Origin of the sequence: Nocardia salmonicida (assembly GCF_036142455.1) — a bacterium.
Taxonomy (GTDB): domain Bacteria; phylum Actinomycetota; class Actinomycetes; order Mycobacteriales; family Mycobacteriaceae; genus Nocardia; species Nocardia salmonicida.
This window is the reverse complement of record NZ_CP108014.1, coordinates 1,154,872-1,168,790: the sequence shown is the minus strand read 5'-3', so window position 1 is coordinate 1,168,790 and position 13,919 is coordinate 1,154,872. Positions and strand designations below refer to the sequence as shown.

At 66.4% G+C, this 13,919-nt stretch carries 15 protein-coding genes; 6 read left to right on the top strand and 9 right to left on the bottom strand.

Annotation, left to right across the window (positions count from 1 at the left end):
* Nucleotides 1–258 precede the first annotated feature (258 nt).
* On the bottom strand, nt 259–549 hold the full coding sequence (locus tag OHS03_RS05730; RefSeq protein WP_328661329.1) for a hypothetical protein: 291 nt from the start codon (nt 547–549) through the stop codon (nt 259–261).
* 790 nt (nt 550–1,339) lie between these two features.
* On the opposite strand from OHS03_RS05730, the gene OHS03_RS05725 reads away from it, so the two are divergent.
* Nucleotides 1,340–2,062 carry a GNAT family N-acetyltransferase gene (locus OHS03_RS05725; protein ID WP_056822950.1) on the top strand — a complete coding sequence of 241 codons (723 nt, stop codon included), beginning with the start codon at nt 1,340–1,342 and terminating at the stop codon, nt 2,060–2,062.
* Between the two features lie 4 nt (nt 2,063–2,066).
* Here the strand turns inward: OHS03_RS05725 and OHS03_RS05720 are convergent, their stop codons facing one another.
* Together OHS03_RS05720 and OHS03_RS05715 are read right to left on the bottom strand one after the other, a co-directional pair.
* Complete coding sequence (locus tag OHS03_RS05720; protein WP_328661327.1) at nt 2,067–2,912, bottom strand: alpha/beta fold hydrolase; 846 nt, start codon at nt 2,910–2,912, stop codon at nt 2,067–2,069.
* A gap of 69 nt (nt 2,913–2,981) precedes the next feature.
* On the bottom strand, nt 2,982–4,238 hold the full coding sequence (locus OHS03_RS05715; RefSeq protein ID WP_056822945.1) for an aspartate kinase: 1,257 nt from the start codon (nt 4,236–4,238) through the stop codon (nt 2,982–2,984).
* Between the two features lie 201 nt (nt 4,239–4,439).
* On the opposite strand from OHS03_RS05715, the gene OHS03_RS05710 reads away from it, so the two are divergent.
* Nucleotides 4,440–5,561 carry an ACT domain-containing protein gene (locus OHS03_RS05710; RefSeq protein WP_328661325.1) on the top strand — a complete coding sequence of 374 codons (1,122 nt, stop codon included), beginning with the start codon at nt 4,440–4,442 and terminating at the stop codon, nt 5,559–5,561.
* 22 nt (nt 5,562–5,583) lie between these two features.
* Here the strand turns inward: OHS03_RS05710 and OHS03_RS05705 are convergent, their stop codons facing one another.
* Nucleotides 5,584–6,336, bottom strand: a complete 753-nt coding sequence (locus OHS03_RS05705; protein ID WP_328661323.1) for an SDR family oxidoreductase — start codon at nt 6,334–6,336, stop codon at nt 5,584–5,586.
* Between the two features lie 101 nt (nt 6,337–6,437).
* On the opposite strand from OHS03_RS05705, the gene OHS03_RS05700 reads away from it, so the two are divergent.
* The 3 genes from OHS03_RS05700 to OHS03_RS05690 all read left to right on the top strand — a co-directional run bounded on the left by OHS03_RS05700 (nt 6,438) and on the right by OHS03_RS05690 (nt 8,263).
* Nucleotides 6,438–7,292 carry a helix-turn-helix transcriptional regulator gene (locus OHS03_RS05700; protein WP_328661321.1) on the top strand — a complete coding sequence of 285 codons (855 nt, stop codon included), beginning with the start codon at nt 6,438–6,440 and terminating at the stop codon, nt 7,290–7,292.
* Nucleotides 7,293–7,560: 268 nt separating this feature from the next.
* Nucleotides 7,561–8,055, top strand: coding sequence for an SMI1/KNR4 family protein (locus OHS03_RS05695; protein ID WP_328661318.1), 495 nt, complete (start codon nt 7,561–7,563; stop codon nt 8,053–8,055).
* Between the two features lies 1 nt (nt 8,056).
* Entirely contained in the window at nt 8,057–8,263 is a 207-nt protein-coding gene (locus OHS03_RS05690) for a hypothetical protein (protein WP_328661317.1), read from the top strand.
* On the opposite strand, the gene OHS03_RS05685 is transcribed toward OHS03_RS05690, so the two are convergent.
* Nucleotides 8,253–8,528, bottom strand: coding sequence for a YggT family protein (locus tag OHS03_RS05685; protein ID WP_056822932.1), 276 nt, complete (start codon nt 8,526–8,528; stop codon nt 8,253–8,255). The two genes, OHS03_RS05690 and OHS03_RS05685, sit on opposite strands and share 11 nt — an antisense overlap.
* Nucleotides 8,529–8,706: 178 nt before the next feature.
* On the bottom strand, nt 8,707–9,594 hold the full coding sequence (locus tag OHS03_RS05680) for an alpha/beta fold hydrolase (protein WP_328661315.1): 888 nt from the start codon (nt 9,592–9,594) through the stop codon (nt 8,707–8,709).
* Nucleotides 9,595–9,684: 90 nt separating this feature from the next.
* On the opposite strand from OHS03_RS05680, the gene OHS03_RS05675 reads away from it, so the two are divergent.
* A complete protein-coding gene (locus OHS03_RS05675) occupies nt 9,685–10,281 on the top strand; it encodes a TetR/AcrR family transcriptional regulator (protein WP_328661314.1) in 597 nt (198 codons plus the stop codon).
* 52 nt (nt 10,282–10,333) lie between these two features.
* On the opposite strand, the gene der is transcribed toward OHS03_RS05675, so the two are convergent.
* Genes der through OHS03_RS05660 form a run of 3 tightly spaced genes read right to left on the bottom strand, consistent with a single transcriptional unit; the run spans nt 10,334 to nt 13,880 of the window.
* Nucleotides 10,334–11,749 carry a ribosome biogenesis GTPase Der gene (der, locus tag OHS03_RS05670; protein ID WP_328661312.1) on the bottom strand — a complete coding sequence of 472 codons (1,416 nt, stop codon included), beginning with the start codon at nt 11,747–11,749 and terminating at the stop codon, nt 10,334–10,336.
* Nucleotides 11,746–12,450: a (d)CMP kinase gene (gene cmk / locus OHS03_RS05665; RefSeq protein WP_328664100.1), complete on the bottom strand. Its 705-nt coding sequence runs from the start codon at nt 12,448–12,450 to the stop codon at nt 11,746–11,748. The genes der and cmk overlap by 4 nt, the downstream gene beginning before the upstream one ends.
* Nucleotides 12,451–12,488: 38 nt before the next feature.
* Complete coding sequence (locus OHS03_RS05660; protein WP_328661309.1) at nt 12,489–13,880, bottom strand: pseudouridine synthase; 1,392 nt, start codon at nt 13,878–13,880, stop codon at nt 12,489–12,491.
* Between the last annotated feature and the right edge of the window lie 39 nt (nt 13,881–13,919).

The window sequence follows — 13,919 nt, the reverse complement described above, 5'->3', positions numbered from 1 at the left end:
GCTCGGCAACAGCTCGAAATCCACGCACATTTCGTCGGCGACGAGAGGTAAGTGACGATCGGGGAATGTTATCCCACCCCCTGCGGTGGATAACATTCCCCGATCAACACGCTTTTATCGGAATCGCCGGCGACCGAAATGCTCGACATTTGCCAGATTCCACAATACGCACCGCGTAGCCATCCGACACCATCCATCGGTCGAACCGTAACCAGCGAGTGTCGCTTTTGCCCGATTCACGCACGGCCCACCGCTGGGCTATCGCCGATGCAGCGACCAGACGCTGACCGCACCCCAGAGCGCCAGGCTCACCGCCGCGGCCATATAGAGGAGATAGGCCAACACGACCAGGACGGACCCGTAATTGCCCACCCAATCACCGAGGCGCAGCAGGCCGGCCACACCCAGACCGAGCAGGATCAGGCCGAGGATCAACCCGGGCGTCGCCAGCGGGGCGATGGACGATTCGACGGCCGAGGTCGCGGCGAGGCGGCGACTTCGTTCAGTAACTGGAAGATTGCTGTTCGAGTCGAAGTAGTAGCTGCTCATATCAACTAGGCCCCTTCCGGACAGCCGTCCCGATACGGCCGGTAGACGATCCGTATCGGATCTTTCGATGACCGTCGCGCCGCGGCGGACTGCGGGCCGTTCGTGACCGAGAATCGGCGTCGATCCGGTTGATGATCACGAACGGTTAACGTTCAGCAATTACGAGCTTGCCAGCTGGGCAGGGCAGAGAATAGGAGGTGTGATCTGCATCACATCGAACAATTGTGCGACACGAGGGGATAACGCGCGTTACATATCCGAAGAACACGGGTTGGAACTGGCGAAACTCCCATTGAACTGGACATTTGCTCAAGAAGCCGACACGCGTGTCATTTATCGAACCGTTACGGCCCTGACGTGGGAAAACGAGCCCTGACTCGCACCGCGATCCAGTTGGTACGTCCACGAGCCCTTCGACACGGCACCGTGACGAAGTCCGATCAACGAGTGCGACACGCGCCCCGAACCCACACGCCCCGAACCGCTTCGGTCGCTATGTCGCGCAGAAACCGGGCCGTGACACGAGACGTCTCCCCCCTGGGCCACGGCGCGCCCTCAGCACCGCCGAAGGGGGCATCGACCCGCGGTAGACCGATCATCGCAACCCGAAACTTTCCGGCCGCGACATCCGCGTGGGTTCGAACTAGCGAACGCTTCGCGTCGGCTATCTTGCATCTAGTTTTTTCGATGCTGCTGGATCGTTCGTGTCGCTTCGCCGAAATCGCGTGCCGCGTGAGATCCACGCCTCGCGCTGTCGGCGACCCTCTCAGACGAAGGGACGCCGGTCACCATGCCCGCACCCGTTATCCTCCACGGCCGCATCGCACGGCTGGAACCTCTCGCACCCCACCACGTACCCGGACTGATCGCCGCGGCCGCCGCGCTCGACGGACCGGCCGGGTTCACTGTCGTCCCGCACGGCGAACAGGAGGCACGCACCTATGTCTTCCAGGCCGAGGCGGCACAGCTGGCAGGCACGGCGCTGGCCTTCGCGATCGTCACCGTCGCCGACGAGTGCGTAGTCGGGGCGACCCGATTCACCCGGATCGACTACTGGCAGGGGCCGCTGACCTGGCCGTTGTCGGCCGAACCGGTCACCGCGTTGCCGGGCGGAGCGATCCCCGACGCGGTGGAGATCGGCAATACCTGGCTCACCCCGGCGGTGCGGGGCGGTCAGGTCAATCTCGACTCCAAGCTGATGCTGTTGGCCCACGCCTTCGACAGCTGGGGCGTGCGGCGGGTGACCCTGCGCGCCGACGCCCGCAACCTGCGCTCCCGGGCGGCGATCGAACGCCTCGGTGCGGTGAGTGACGGTGTGCGACGGGCACATTCGCGTGGGCTCGACGGCGAAGTGCGAGACACCGCGTTCTATTCGATCCTGCACGACGAATGGCCGGGGGTACGCGGGCGGATCATCGAGCAACTGGCCGCCCGCGCGGCATTGCGGCGCGCGCCGTTGATCCCGGCGACCGTGGAAGCGTTGCGGCCGTTGGCTTCTTCGCCGATCGGTTGAGACCTCAGCCCCGCAGCGACTCGATCCGGTCGATGACCAGCGCGGCGAGTTCGTCCGGGCGCTCCTCCGGCAGCCAGTGCGAGCCGTCGAGCACGGCAAGGCGGTAGTCACCGGTGACGAATCCGCCGGTCAGCTCGGCGCCGCGGCGGGTCAGCCCCACGTCGCCGGTGCTCCACACATGCGTCACCGGCACGCTGACGCGCGCCGTCACGGCGCGCGGTGTGGTGATCGCCAGGGCCCGATACCAGTTCAACGCGGTGGTGAGCGCGCCCGCATCGATGATCTCGGTATGCACGCGGGCGATCGCGTCGGCGGACATGCCGGATCTGGCCAAGATCTGATCGAAGACGGCAGGACGTGCGCGGATGAAGCGCTCCGGGAGCACCGGCAGCTGGAACAACGCCATGTAGTACGAGCGAAGCAGCTGATCGCTGCTGATCATCGAGCGGGTGAAGGCGCCAGGATGCGGCACCGACACGGTCACCAGCGTGCGAACGAGTTCGGGGCGGGCCGCGGCCACCGACCAGGCGACCATCGCGCCCCAGTCGTGTCCGACCAGATGCACCGGACCACGGTCGATGTCGTCGATCAACGCGACCACGTCGTCGACGAGTTCGTGCACACGGTAGGCCATGCGGCCCGCCGGACGGGCGCCCGGTGAATAGCCGCGCTGGTTCGGGACGATGGTGCGGTAGCCGCGGGCGTTGAGCAAGGCGGTGAGCGGCTGCAGGGAGGTGGCGGTTTGCGGAAAGCCGTGCAGCGCAACGATGACGGGGCCGTCGGGTGGGCCGGAGTCGACGACGTCGAACTCGAGTCCTGCCCTGGTGAAGGTGGTCAACTTGGTACTCAACGAACCCTCCGATTCGGTAATTTACTCATTGGTAAATTACTACCGGCTCGGGTGTGACGTCAACAAGGCTCATCTGCCCGTTCCACCGTGCACCACGGCGACTTCCGCACCGCCGAGGTCGAAGGCCCGGTGCAGGATGCGCACGGCGTCGTCGAGGTCGGTGTCGCGGACCAGCACGGAGATGCGGATCTCCGAGGTGGCGATCAGGTCGAGGTTGATGTTCGCCTCGGCCAGCGCCTCGCAGAAGGAGGCGGTGACGCCCGGATTGTTGCGCATACCCGCGCCGATCAGCGAGACCTTGCCGACGCGGTCGTCGTAGCGGACATCGGCGAAGCCGATCTCGGCGCGGCGCTCGCGCAGCAGGGCGACCGCACGCGCGCCGTCGGCGGCGGGCAGGGTGAAGGTGATGTCGGTGCGACCGGTACCGGTGTTCTGCACGACCATGTCGATGCCGATCTCGGCATCGGCGACCGCGCGGAACACCTTCGCCGCGTAGCCGGGTTCGTCGGGCAGGCCGACGACGGTGACCTTGGCCTCGTTGCGATCGTGCGCGACGCCGGTGAGCACGGCCTGGTCGGCGGGGATGTCGGCCATCGAACCGAAGACGGTGGTGCCGATCGTGTCGGTGTAGGACGAGCGCACGTGCACGGGCACCTGGTAGCGGCGCGCGTATTCGACGCAACGCAGCATGAGAACCTTCGAACCGCAGGCAGCCATTTCCAGCATCTCCTCGTAGGAGATCTGGTCGAGTTTCTGGGCGTCGGCCACGATGCGCGGGTCGGCGGTGAAGACCCCGTCGACATCGGTATAGATCTCGCACACATCGGCATGCAACGCCGCGGCCAGCGCGACAGCGGTGGTGTCGGAGCCACCGCGGCCGAGGGTGGTCACATCGTGGTTGTCCTGGCTCACGCCCTGGAACCCGGCGACCAACACCACTTCACCGTCGTCGAGGGCGCGGCGCACCCGCCCCGGATCGACATCGATGATCTTGGCGCGACCGTGCGCGCCGGTGGTGATCACGCCGGCTTGGGAGCCGGTCAACGATCTGGCGTCCGCGCCGAGTGCGTGAATAGCCATGGCTACCAAGGCATTCGAGATCCGCTCCCCGGCCGTGAGCAGCATGTCCAGCTCACGTGGTTCCGGCGCCGAGGCGATCTGCCCCGCCAATTCGAGGAGCTCATCGGTGGTGTCGCCCATCGCCGAACAGACCACCACGACATCGTGCCCCTGCTTCTTCGTCTCCACGATCCGTTCGGCAACCCGCCGGATCCGCTCCGCGGTGGCTACCGACGAACCGCCGAATTTCTGCACAACCAGGGCCATCTACGAAGTCCTCTCCCCTGCTCGCCCGCGTGCGATCCGCGGGTGACCCTTCGAGTATCCAGGCAATCCGGGCACGGCCGTACCAATTCGGAAACGAAAATGGCTGCGGCCGAATGGTTTCGGCCGCGATACTGGCGGGCAGGGGGTGGCGCGCGCTGTGTCGGCTCCCGGTTCGGCAGTCTCGGCGTTAGGCGAATTCCTATGACCCATCAGCACATCGCTGTTCTCGGCACCGGCCCACTCGCCACGGAGGCAGTGCGGATCATTCGCGACACCGTCGACGATCTGAGCGAGCGGGCCGGAACGCGACTGGTGCTCGGTGCGATGTCCGATGCCGAGCTCGTCATCGACGCGACCGAGACTGTCGCCTCGGCGCCTGCCGTGCTCGACGCGCTGCGGGCGGGACGGTCGGTGATCACCGCGAACACGGCGCTGGTCGCCGAGCACGGGCCCCGGTTGGCTTCGGCCGCTGAGGAATTCAGGGCCGATCTGTTCTTCGAGGCGGCGGTGACCGGCGGCGTACCCGTGGTCCGGCCGCTGACTCAATCGCTGTCGGGTGATCGGGTGCGGCAGGTGCTCGCGGTCTTCCCCACCGACGGGACCAACGCGGTGGCGCAGGCGGCGATCCTGGCGACGCTCGCCTTCCACACCCGCGTGGACGTCACCGACGTTCATTTCGAGGAGTTCGGCACGGCCGACCCGCACGACCTCGCCGCCGCGGCCGCGCTGTCCCTGCGGCTGCGGCCACTCACCGTCTGCACCAGGATCAGTGAGCGACCCGGCCCCGAAGCCGGTGGCAAGGAGAGTATTTCGGTACGCGTGCACCCCGCGCTGCTCCCGGAGGCCCACCCGCTCGCCCAGGTGGACGCACCGTTCAGCGCGGTGACCGTCGAAGCCGACAGCGCCGGACGGCTGATGTTCACCGGCCGCGACTCCCCGACCGCCACCGCGTCAGCTCTGCTCGGTGACCTGGTCACCGCCGCGCGCAATCGCGTCAACGGCGGCCGCGCACCCCGCGCCTCCTACTACGCCGAACTCCCCGTGAGTCCCCTCGGCGACACCCCGACCCGCTACTACCTGAACCTGCGCGTCACCGACCATGTCGGCGCGTTGGCCCAGGTCGCCTCGATCTTCGCCGACCACGGGGTGAGCATCGAGCGGGTCCGTCAGGAGCACCACAACGACGCCGCCCACCTGATCGTGCTCACCCACCGCGCCAGGGAATCCGCCCTCACCGACACGGTCGACGCGCTCACCGACGCATCCTGCGTGCGCGCGGTGCTGACGCGGTGGCGGGTGGAGGGTGCCCCCGATCAGCCGTGAACCTCCACCAGCGGAGTCCAGGTCATCCCTGCTCGGTGGGGACGACGACGAGTTCGGCCACATTCACCCGTCGTGGCGCCGAGACGGCGAAAGTGACAGCGTCGGCGATGTCCTCGGGGAGAAGGACTTCCAAGTCGTTGCGCCATGCATCGAGCTCAGCGCGCCGGTTGTCGTCGCGCATTCCGGCACCGAGTTCGGTGCCGACGAATCCGGGTTCGACATTTTTGACCCGAACCCCGCGTGGGCCGAACTCGGTGCGCAACGTGCGGGTCAGATGGGCCACCGCTGCCTTGGTGGCGCAGTAGACGCCGTAGTTCGGGAACGCGACATGGCCGCCGATTGAACCGACCAGCACCAGATCAGCGCGCCGACCGGCGTCCGCGGCGGCGAGTAGGTCATCGATGAAAGCTCTTCCGGTATAGAGCAATCCGTTGATATTCGTCCCCACCATCTGGTCCCACTCGTCGATCTCGGCGTGCTCGAACGGCGCGCCGAGCATGACGCCCGCGTTCGCGATGACCAGATCGACGGGGCCGAACGCGGCCCGCACCTCGGCCGCGGCGTCGAGGACCGACTGCCGCGCGCTCACGTCGACGGTCACCGCGAGCGTGTTCGCGCCGATACTGTGGGCGAGCTCCTCCAGCCGATCCTTGAGCCGCCCGAGCAGCGCGACCTTCACGCCGTCGGCCGCCAGCCGACGTGCGGTCGCGGCACCGATGCCACTGGATGCTCCGGTCACGACGGCGACCCGGCCTTCGATGTTGTTGTTTGTCATGGTCACCACGTTCGTCTCGGTCCCCCGGGCGTGCCAGGTCGGAAACTTCCTGGTAATGGGGGGCCACCCAGCAACCGCGGGGTCGGCCTACCCTCGAAGCCATGGATTCCGACAATCGTCTCGGTGCGTTCCTGCGGGCCCGCCGCCAGCAGGTCAGCCCCGAAGAGTTCGGGATGGCCGGGGGCGGTCAGCGCCGAGTCGCCGGACTGCGGCGCGAGGAGGTGGCCATGCTGGCCGGGATGAGCGCCGATTACTACATCCGGCTCGAGCAAGGTCGCGACAGGCATCCGTCCGATCAGATCGTGGCGGCGTTGGCCAGGGTGTTCTCTCTCGACGACGACGGCGCCGCCCATCTGCGGGAGTTGGCGCGTCCGGCACCGCGACGCACCCGCGCGACGAGAAGACCGGAACGAGTCACGCCGAGCCTGTTGCGTCTGATGCGCACCTGGTCGGACACGCCGGCGCTGGTGCTCGGGCGGCATATGGATGTCTTGGCCGCGACGCCGCTGGCCGTCGCGCTGAATTCCTGTTCGGCGCCGGGAGTCAATCAGGTCAGAATGGTGTTCCTGGATCCCGAGGCACGCAATATTTTTCCGGACTGGCCGAAGATCGCCGCGGAGACCGTGGCCGGGCTGCGGGTCAGCGCGGGCACCGACCTCGACGACCCGCGCCTGACGGAACTGGTCGGCGAACTGTCGTTGAAGAGCGAGGACTTCCGCCGCCTGTGGGCCAAGCACGAAGTCCGTGCGAAAACCGCCGGGCAGAAGCGATTCACCCATCCGCTGGTGGGCGAGCTCGCATTGTCCTACGAGACATTCGCGGTCAACGGGGTGCCAGGGCAGACGCTCGTCGTCTATCACGCCGAGCCGGGCTCCGATGCCGAGCAGTCCCTGGTCCTGCTCGCCGGCCTGTCCGTAGACAGCGCGCCCGGGCACTCATCGGTGACTACAGGCTGAAAGCCACCGCGCGCAGGATCAGGACGGCGATGAATACCGCGGTGAACCGCGTCGTCCGGTAGGAGCAACTTCGAGTGCGCCGCCGCGGTCGATGAATAGCAGGCTGAGACGATGAGTATCTTTCAGTTCCTCGATCGAAACAAAAGGGCGTCGCCGGTTGAAGCAGAGGTGCCACTGGTCGTCGGTTCCCCATCCGCCGTGGCATGACACGGCAGTTGATCGTAGACGGGCGTGAAGAAATATCCTGGAGTAAAAGTGAAGGTAACCTATGGCGCGTGACGAGAGTAACCAAGACATAGAGACCTTTGGTCGCGAGTTGATAGCGTCCGGATTTGCCACGAGCGACTCGATCATAGGGTGCGACTCAGCAGAGATCGCACAGGTCCACTCCGTTGCACCCGAAGGCTTCCCTATCCCTGATGAGTATCAGGCGTTTCTTGAATATATGGGAAAGAAGGCTGGCACGCTCTTTAGAGGAACTGACCTATTCTTTCCACGAATGCTCGATGCCATAGAGGCGGCCGAAGATGTCTCTGGCAAGGGGTTAACGTTGGATGGCCGGTTTTTCTTCGGTCATCACCAAGGTTATAAAGTGTATTTCTTTAAGCGCGGATCTGGTGCAGTCTATGCCTACCAGGAGGGTACTTCCGAGGACCAAAAGCTTGCAGATGGGTTCATTGAATTCCTTCGCCAGTCCTGGCGTATCCAGCAGAAGACTCGCGAATCTACGGAAGCGATGCGTAGGGAGAGACATCAAATGTAAGATGCGCGCCGACATCGAACTGCGGCCGAACCTCGCCCAGGAAATGGGCGAGCACCCCGACGATCCAGTCCATCTTCGACACGATGAACACCGTCCGCCGTTGGAAAGTGAACGCTGCAGCGCACGTCCGCAGGTGATCGAACAATGCCTCCCCGATGCCGAGCAGTCTCTGGTCCCGCTCGCCGGCCTCTCGGTGACTACAGGCTGAAAGCCACCGCGCGCAGGATCAGGACTGCGATGAATACCGCGGTGAAGGCCAGGTCGAGGGAGAAGTCGCCGATGCGTATCGGCTTCAACACTTTTCGCACCGGGGCAATGACCGGCTCGGTGGCGGCGTGGGTCACCTCCCGCGCCTTGCGTGCCCACTGTGGACCGTTGCCGAGCGCATCGATCCAGTCCACCACCATCCGGGCGATCAACAGCACCAAGAACACGGTCAGCGCGTAACCGACCAGGGTTCCGACAAGACTCATGACACACTCCCTCGCGGAGGCCACAGAGGACCTCTTATCGCTATCAACGTGCCCGACATTGCCAAGGTGTCCACCAATTGGTTGTTCTCAGGCGATTATCAGGCCCGCGGTCACGTTCTTCGCGGTGATCGCGGGCGCGGCGTGGTGGCATCTGAACGGCAACGGCGAGCGGCGTCGACTACTCGCCGCGGCGGGCGTCCGTCGGCTCGTAGCGGCGGGTGAAGCCGAGAATGCGGGCAGTCACCGGCTTCGGAATCTCGTGGAAGAGGCCGTGCCCGGCCCCGCGGAAGATCTCGACTTCGCAGGTGGGCACGTTGTCGCGCAGGCGTTGTTCAGCGAGCTGCGAGTCGACCACCAACGACTCCGACCCGAGCAGTAGCAGCGTCGGCGTGGTGATCGTGGCCAACCGTTCGTCGGTGAACATCTTCGGGTAGCCGATCGAGGGGGCATACCCCAGCGCTGCCTTCACCCCGTCGAATTCCGCATCGGTCAACGTGACGCCGGGGTTGAGCCGTGCGTTCATCGCACGCAGGTTCTTGTCGGTGGGCCGGGCACCGACTCTGATCATCGTCCACAGCAGGCTCCACTTGATCTTCGTCAGCGTGCCACCCGGCTCGAGCAGGGTCAGACTCACCAGCCGAGGCTGCGCTGTGGTGGCGATCGCCATCGCCTGCCACCCGCCCTGCGAGTAACCGACCAGGTGGACCCGGTCGACGCCGAGCCCGTCGAGAACCTCGCCGAACCAGGTACCGAAGCCATTTTCGTCGATCGGTGCGGTCTGCACGCTCAGACCGGGCACGCCGATCATCTCGGGCATCAGGACGACGCGGTCACGAGCGAAATCCTCGATGACATGGTTCCAGGACAAGCTGTTGGCGCCGAGTGAGTGCATGAGCACGATCGGGACGCCTTCTCCCGCGCCAGCTTTGCGGACACGGGTGGACCCGAAAGAAGTGGAGACCTCGAGCAGGGTCGACGGTACCGTCCACTGCTTCTCCAGTTCTCGATAGTTCCGCAGATACTCCTCGCGCGCCTTGTCGTTCTTGAACCGCCCGATCTTGGCCATGTCCGCCCCTTCAACTCGTTGGTGATATCAACGTACCACAAAGGTGATATGGGCGTACCATGAAAACTCGCCCGGACAGAAGGAGTCGCGATGCCACGATTGGCCGATCACGAGGAGCGGCGCAGGTCGATCACCGATGCGGTGCGCCGGGTCATCGTCCGGGGCGGGCTCGAAGGCGCGACGTTCCAATCCGTCGCCGCCGAAGCCGGGGTGTCTGTCCGATCGGTGCAGTACTACTTCGGCACCAAAAGGGAGTTTCTGCTCGCCACGCATCGCGCGGTCGTCGCGGATTCCGGCGCCCGGGTCGCCGCCGGGTTCGCGAGCCTGGGACCCGAGCCCGGCCCGCGTGACATCGTCCGCACGATTCTGCTCTCGATCCTGCCCCTCGATGAAGCCAGTCGGCACAACGCGGTCGTTCTCGGTATCTTCCACGCGGCGACGCTCACCGGGCCCGATGTCGAATCCGCCGACACCGCGGGAGCGCCCAACTACATCGTGGATGCGGTCGCGACGCAGCTGCGGCAACTGCGCGGTCCCGATGCCGATGAGAAGTCGATCATCGCCGATGCCGAGGTGATCCTGCTCGCGGTCGGCGGACTGGCGCAGGGAATGCTCACCAACGACGACTATGCCTCGCGTGCATCACAATTGGTCGACCACCTCCTCGACCGCGTACTCGACGCCTGAAAAGCGAAGGGCCCCGGCAATATTCGCCGGGGCCGATCGTGAATCTCTCGAATTACTTCTTGCGTTCCTTCTTCTCGCGCACGCGCACCGAGATGCGCACCGGCGAACCGTCGAAACCGAACTCCTCACGCAGACGGCGCTCCAGGAAGCGGCGGTAGCCTGCCTCGAGGAACCCGGTGGTGAACAGCACGAACGTCGGCGGGCGAGTGCTCGCCTGGGTGGCGAACATGACGCGGGGCTGACGGCCGCCACGCATCGGCGGCGGGGTGGCCGCGATGACTTCCTTGAGCCAGGTGTTGAGGCGACCGGTGGAGATGCGCTTGTCCCAGGACTCGAGCGCGGTTTCCATCTGCGGCACCAGTTTGGCCACGGCGCGGCCGGTGTGGGCGGAGATGTTGACCCGCTGGGCCCACGGCACGCGCACCAGATCTCGATCGATCTCGCGCTCGAGCATGTAGCGGCGGTCCTCGTCGACCAGGTCCCACTTGTTGAACGCCAGCACCAGCGCGCGACCGGACTCGGCGACCAGGCTGATCACGCGCAGATCCTGCTCGGTCATCGGTACCGAGGCGTCGATCAGCATGATCGCGACCTCGGAGGCCTCCAGCGCCGACTTCGTGCGCAGCGACGCGTAGAACTCGGTACCGGTGGCATTGGAGACCTTGCGGCGCAGTCCGGCGGTGTCGACGAACTTCCAGGTCTTGCCACCCAACTCGACCAGCGAGTCGACCGGGTCGACGGTGGTGCCCGCGACATCGTGGACCACCGAACGCTCGTCGCCCGCCAGCTTGTTGAGCAGGCTGGACTTGCCGACGTTCGGCTTGCCGACCAGCGCCACGCGACGCGGGCCCGCCACAGCGGTGCCTTCGCGCGGGGTCTCGGGCAACGCGCCGAGCACGTCGTCGAGCAGGTCGCCGGTGCCGCGGCCGTGGGCGGCCGAGACCATGCGCGGCTCGCCGAGACCCAGCGACCACAGCGTGGCCGCCTCGAGCTCGACCTTCTGGTCGTCGACCTTGTTGGCCACGAGGATCACCGGGATCTTGGAGCGGCGCAGCTTGCGCACCGCGGCCTCGTCGGTCGTGGTCGCGCCGACGGTGGCGTCGACGACGAGCAGGATCGCGTCGGCGGTCTCCATCGCCACCTCGGCCTGGCGAGCGACGTGCTGCTGCAGACCCTTGGCGTCGGGTTCCCACCCGCCGGTGTCCTGCACCATGAAGCGGCGCCCGGCCCAGTTGGCCTCGTACGAAATGCGGTCACGGGTGACGCCGGGAACGTCTTCGACGACCGCTTCGCGTCGGCCGAGAATGCGGTTGACCAGGGTCGACTTGCCCACATTGGGGCGCCCGACCACCGCAAGCGTCGGCATCGCGATGTGCTGTTCGCCTTCGCCGTCCGCATCGATATCGAGAACGTCCCATTCGGACTCGTCGGTCCAGGTTCCGTCGCCTACGAGAATCTCTTCGATCATCGCGGACCTCCTGTCGTGGCCGAAAGCTGCTGAGCCACCACGCGATACAGCTCCTCGATGGTCTGTGCCATCGTCAGGTCGCTGGTGTCGACGAGCACCGCGTCGGCGGCGGGGCGCAAGGGCGACACTGTGCGGGTGGAGTCGAGGGTGTCGCGGCGCTGCACGTCGGCCAGCACGGCCGCGTAATCGTCGCCGCGGCCCTCGCGGATGTTCTGAGCATTGCGCCGCTCGGCGCGTGCCTCCGCGGAGGCGGTGAGATAGATCTTGGCATCGGCGCCGGTGAGCACGACGGTGCCGATATCGCGGCCCTCGACCACGATGCGCCCTGACATCGCGGCGATCTCGCGCTGCAGGGCCACGAGCTGCTCGCGCACCGGCGCCACCGCGGAAACCGCCGAGACGGCCTTGGTGACGGCGTCGCCGCGGATCTCCTGCGAGACGTCCTCGCCGTCGAGTTCGACGACCTCGTGGCTGGGATCGGTGCCGATCGAAAGCGGCAGTGCCGCAACGGTTTCCGCGATCGCGGCCGCATCGGTCAACTCGACGCCCGCACGCAGCACGCGCAGGGTCGCGACCCGGTACATGGCACCGGTGTCGAGGTAGCGGGCGCCCAGGCGCGCCGCCAGGCGACGCGACACACTGGACTTGCCGGTACCGGAGGGGCCGTCCATCGCGACGATGAGCGTCGCGTCACCGGTCATCCGGTCGCTCTCGAACTCCAAGGGAAAGTCCACACCGTTCACAGCTGCACCGCCTCGTAGAGTTTGCCGATCTCGTCGCGGCCGAGCACCCGCAGCGTGCCGGGGCGCTGGTCACCCAGTGCCACCGGGCCGAGGTGGGTGCGCACCAGCCGGATCACCGGGTGGCCGACCTCGTCGAGCAGCCTACGCACGATGTGTTTGCGGCCCTCGTGCAACACGAGCTTCACCAGCGACCGGCCCTGGTAGGCCTCGAGCACCATGAACTTGTCGACCTTGGCCGGCCCGTCCTCGAGCTCGACGCCTTCGCGCAGGCGCTTACCGACCAGGCGGTAGTTCACCTCGCCGTCGACGGTGGCCAGGTAGGTCTTGGGCACCTCGAACGAGGGGTGCATCAGTCGATGCGCCATCTCGCCGTCATTGGTGACCAGCAGCAGGCCCTCGGTGTCGGCGTCCAGACGGCCGACGTGGAACAGGCGCTGACCAGCGGCGATCCGCTCGGCGATGATATCGCCGACGCAGGGGCGCCCCAGATCGTCGGACATGGTGGACTGCCAGCCCTTGGGCTTGTTCAGCACCAGGTGCACCAGTTCGTCGCGCACCACGACACGGGTGCCGTCGACGCGCACCACCGCGTTCTCGGCGTCGATGCGCAGACCCTGCTCACGCACGATCTTGCCGTCGACCTCGACGCGACCGGCGGCGATCATCTCCTCGGCGGCGCGACGCGAAGCCACACCCGCCTTGGCGAGGACCTTCTGCAGGCGTTCGCCTTCGCCCCACGGGAGCTTCTTGGGGCCCTCGGTGACCTCGGCGTGCTGGTGACGCGCGGGCTTGGCGTTGTTCAGGATCGTCGGAGCGACGACCTTCTTCTGCGGCTTCGAGGAGGTCTTCTTGCGCGCCGCGAAGGCTTGGGAGCCGGCCGAAGCGCCGCTGCGCTGACCAGCCGTGCCGCCACGCTGTTCGCGGTCGGCGTCACCACGCGGGTAACCGCCACCGCTGGAAGCACCGGTGCTACGACGGTCGTCACGCTGGTAACCACCGGCAGACGGGCCACGACGGTCACCACCGGCCGGGGCGCCACGACGATCATCACGCTGGTAGCCACCGGGCGAACTGCCGCGACGGTCACCGCCGGCGGGGCCGCCGCGACGATCGTCGCGCTGGTAGCCACCCCCGGTCGAGGTGCCACGGCGGCCGCCGGACTCCGCGTCACGCTGGAAGCTGCCCGCGGACCGGGCGGCTGTCTGATTACCGCGCTGGAAGCCACCCGCGCCGGTGCCGCGCCGGCTGGGAGCCGCTGCGCGAGAGCCACCCTGCCCGGTGCGCGCACTGTCGCCACGGTTACCCGCGGTTCGATTCGCGCCACTTCGGGGCTGGTCGCTGCGATTTCTTCGATCCGGTGTGCCATCTCGGCGAGCGGAATTATTCATCTGTCCTGTCAATCGTCAGTGCCGGGATCCCTGTCGGAC

Bases quoted from the DNA above. Each gene is read 5' to 3' on its own strand.
- OHS03_RS05730 (WP_328661329.1), bottom strand. From the start codon at position 549: ATGAGCAGCTACTACTTCGACTCGAACAGCAATCTTCCAGTTACTGAA.
- OHS03_RS05725 (WP_056822950.1), top strand. From the start codon at position 1,340: ATGCCCGCACCCGTTATCCTCCACGGCCGCATCGCACGGCTGGAACCT.
- OHS03_RS05715 (WP_056822945.1), bottom strand. From the start codon at position 4,238: ATGGCCCTGGTTGTGCAGAAATTCGGCGGTTCGTCGGTAGCCACCGCG.
- OHS03_RS05710 (WP_328661325.1), top strand. From the start codon at position 4,440: ATGACCCATCAGCACATCGCTGTTCTCGGCACCGGCCCACTCGCCACG.
- OHS03_RS05705 (WP_328661323.1), bottom strand. From the start codon at position 6,336: ATGACAAACAACAACATCGAAGGCCGGGTCGCCGTCGTGACCGGAGCA.
- OHS03_RS05700 (WP_328661321.1), top strand. From the start codon at position 6,438: ATGGATTCCGACAATCGTCTCGGTGCGTTCCTGCGGGCCCGCCGCCAG.
- OHS03_RS05695 (WP_328661318.1), top strand. From the start codon at position 7,561: ATGGCGCGTGACGAGAGTAACCAAGACATAGAGACCTTTGGTCGCGAG.
- OHS03_RS05690 (WP_328661317.1), top strand. From the start codon at position 8,057: ATGCGCGCCGACATCGAACTGCGGCCGAACCTCGCCCAGGAAATGGGC.
- OHS03_RS05685 (WP_056822932.1), bottom strand. From the start codon at position 8,528: ATGAGTCTTGTCGGAACCCTGGTCGGTTACGCGCTGACCGTGTTCTTG.
- OHS03_RS05680 (WP_328661315.1), bottom strand. From the start codon at position 9,594: ATGGCCAAGATCGGGCGGTTCAAGAACGACAAGGCGCGCGAGGAGTAT.
- OHS03_RS05675 (WP_328661314.1), top strand. From the start codon at position 9,685: ATGCCACGATTGGCCGATCACGAGGAGCGGCGCAGGTCGATCACCGAT.
- der (WP_328661312.1), bottom strand. From the start codon at position 11,749: ATGATCGAAGAGATTCTCGTAGGCGACGGAACCTGGACCGACGAGTCC.
- cmk (WP_328664100.1), bottom strand. From the start codon at position 12,450: ATGACCGGTGACGCGACGCTCATCGTCGCGATGGACGGCCCCTCCGGT.
- OHS03_RS05660 (WP_328661309.1), bottom strand. From the start codon at position 13,880: ATGAATAATTCCGCTCGCCGAGATGGCACACCGGATCGAAGAAATCGC.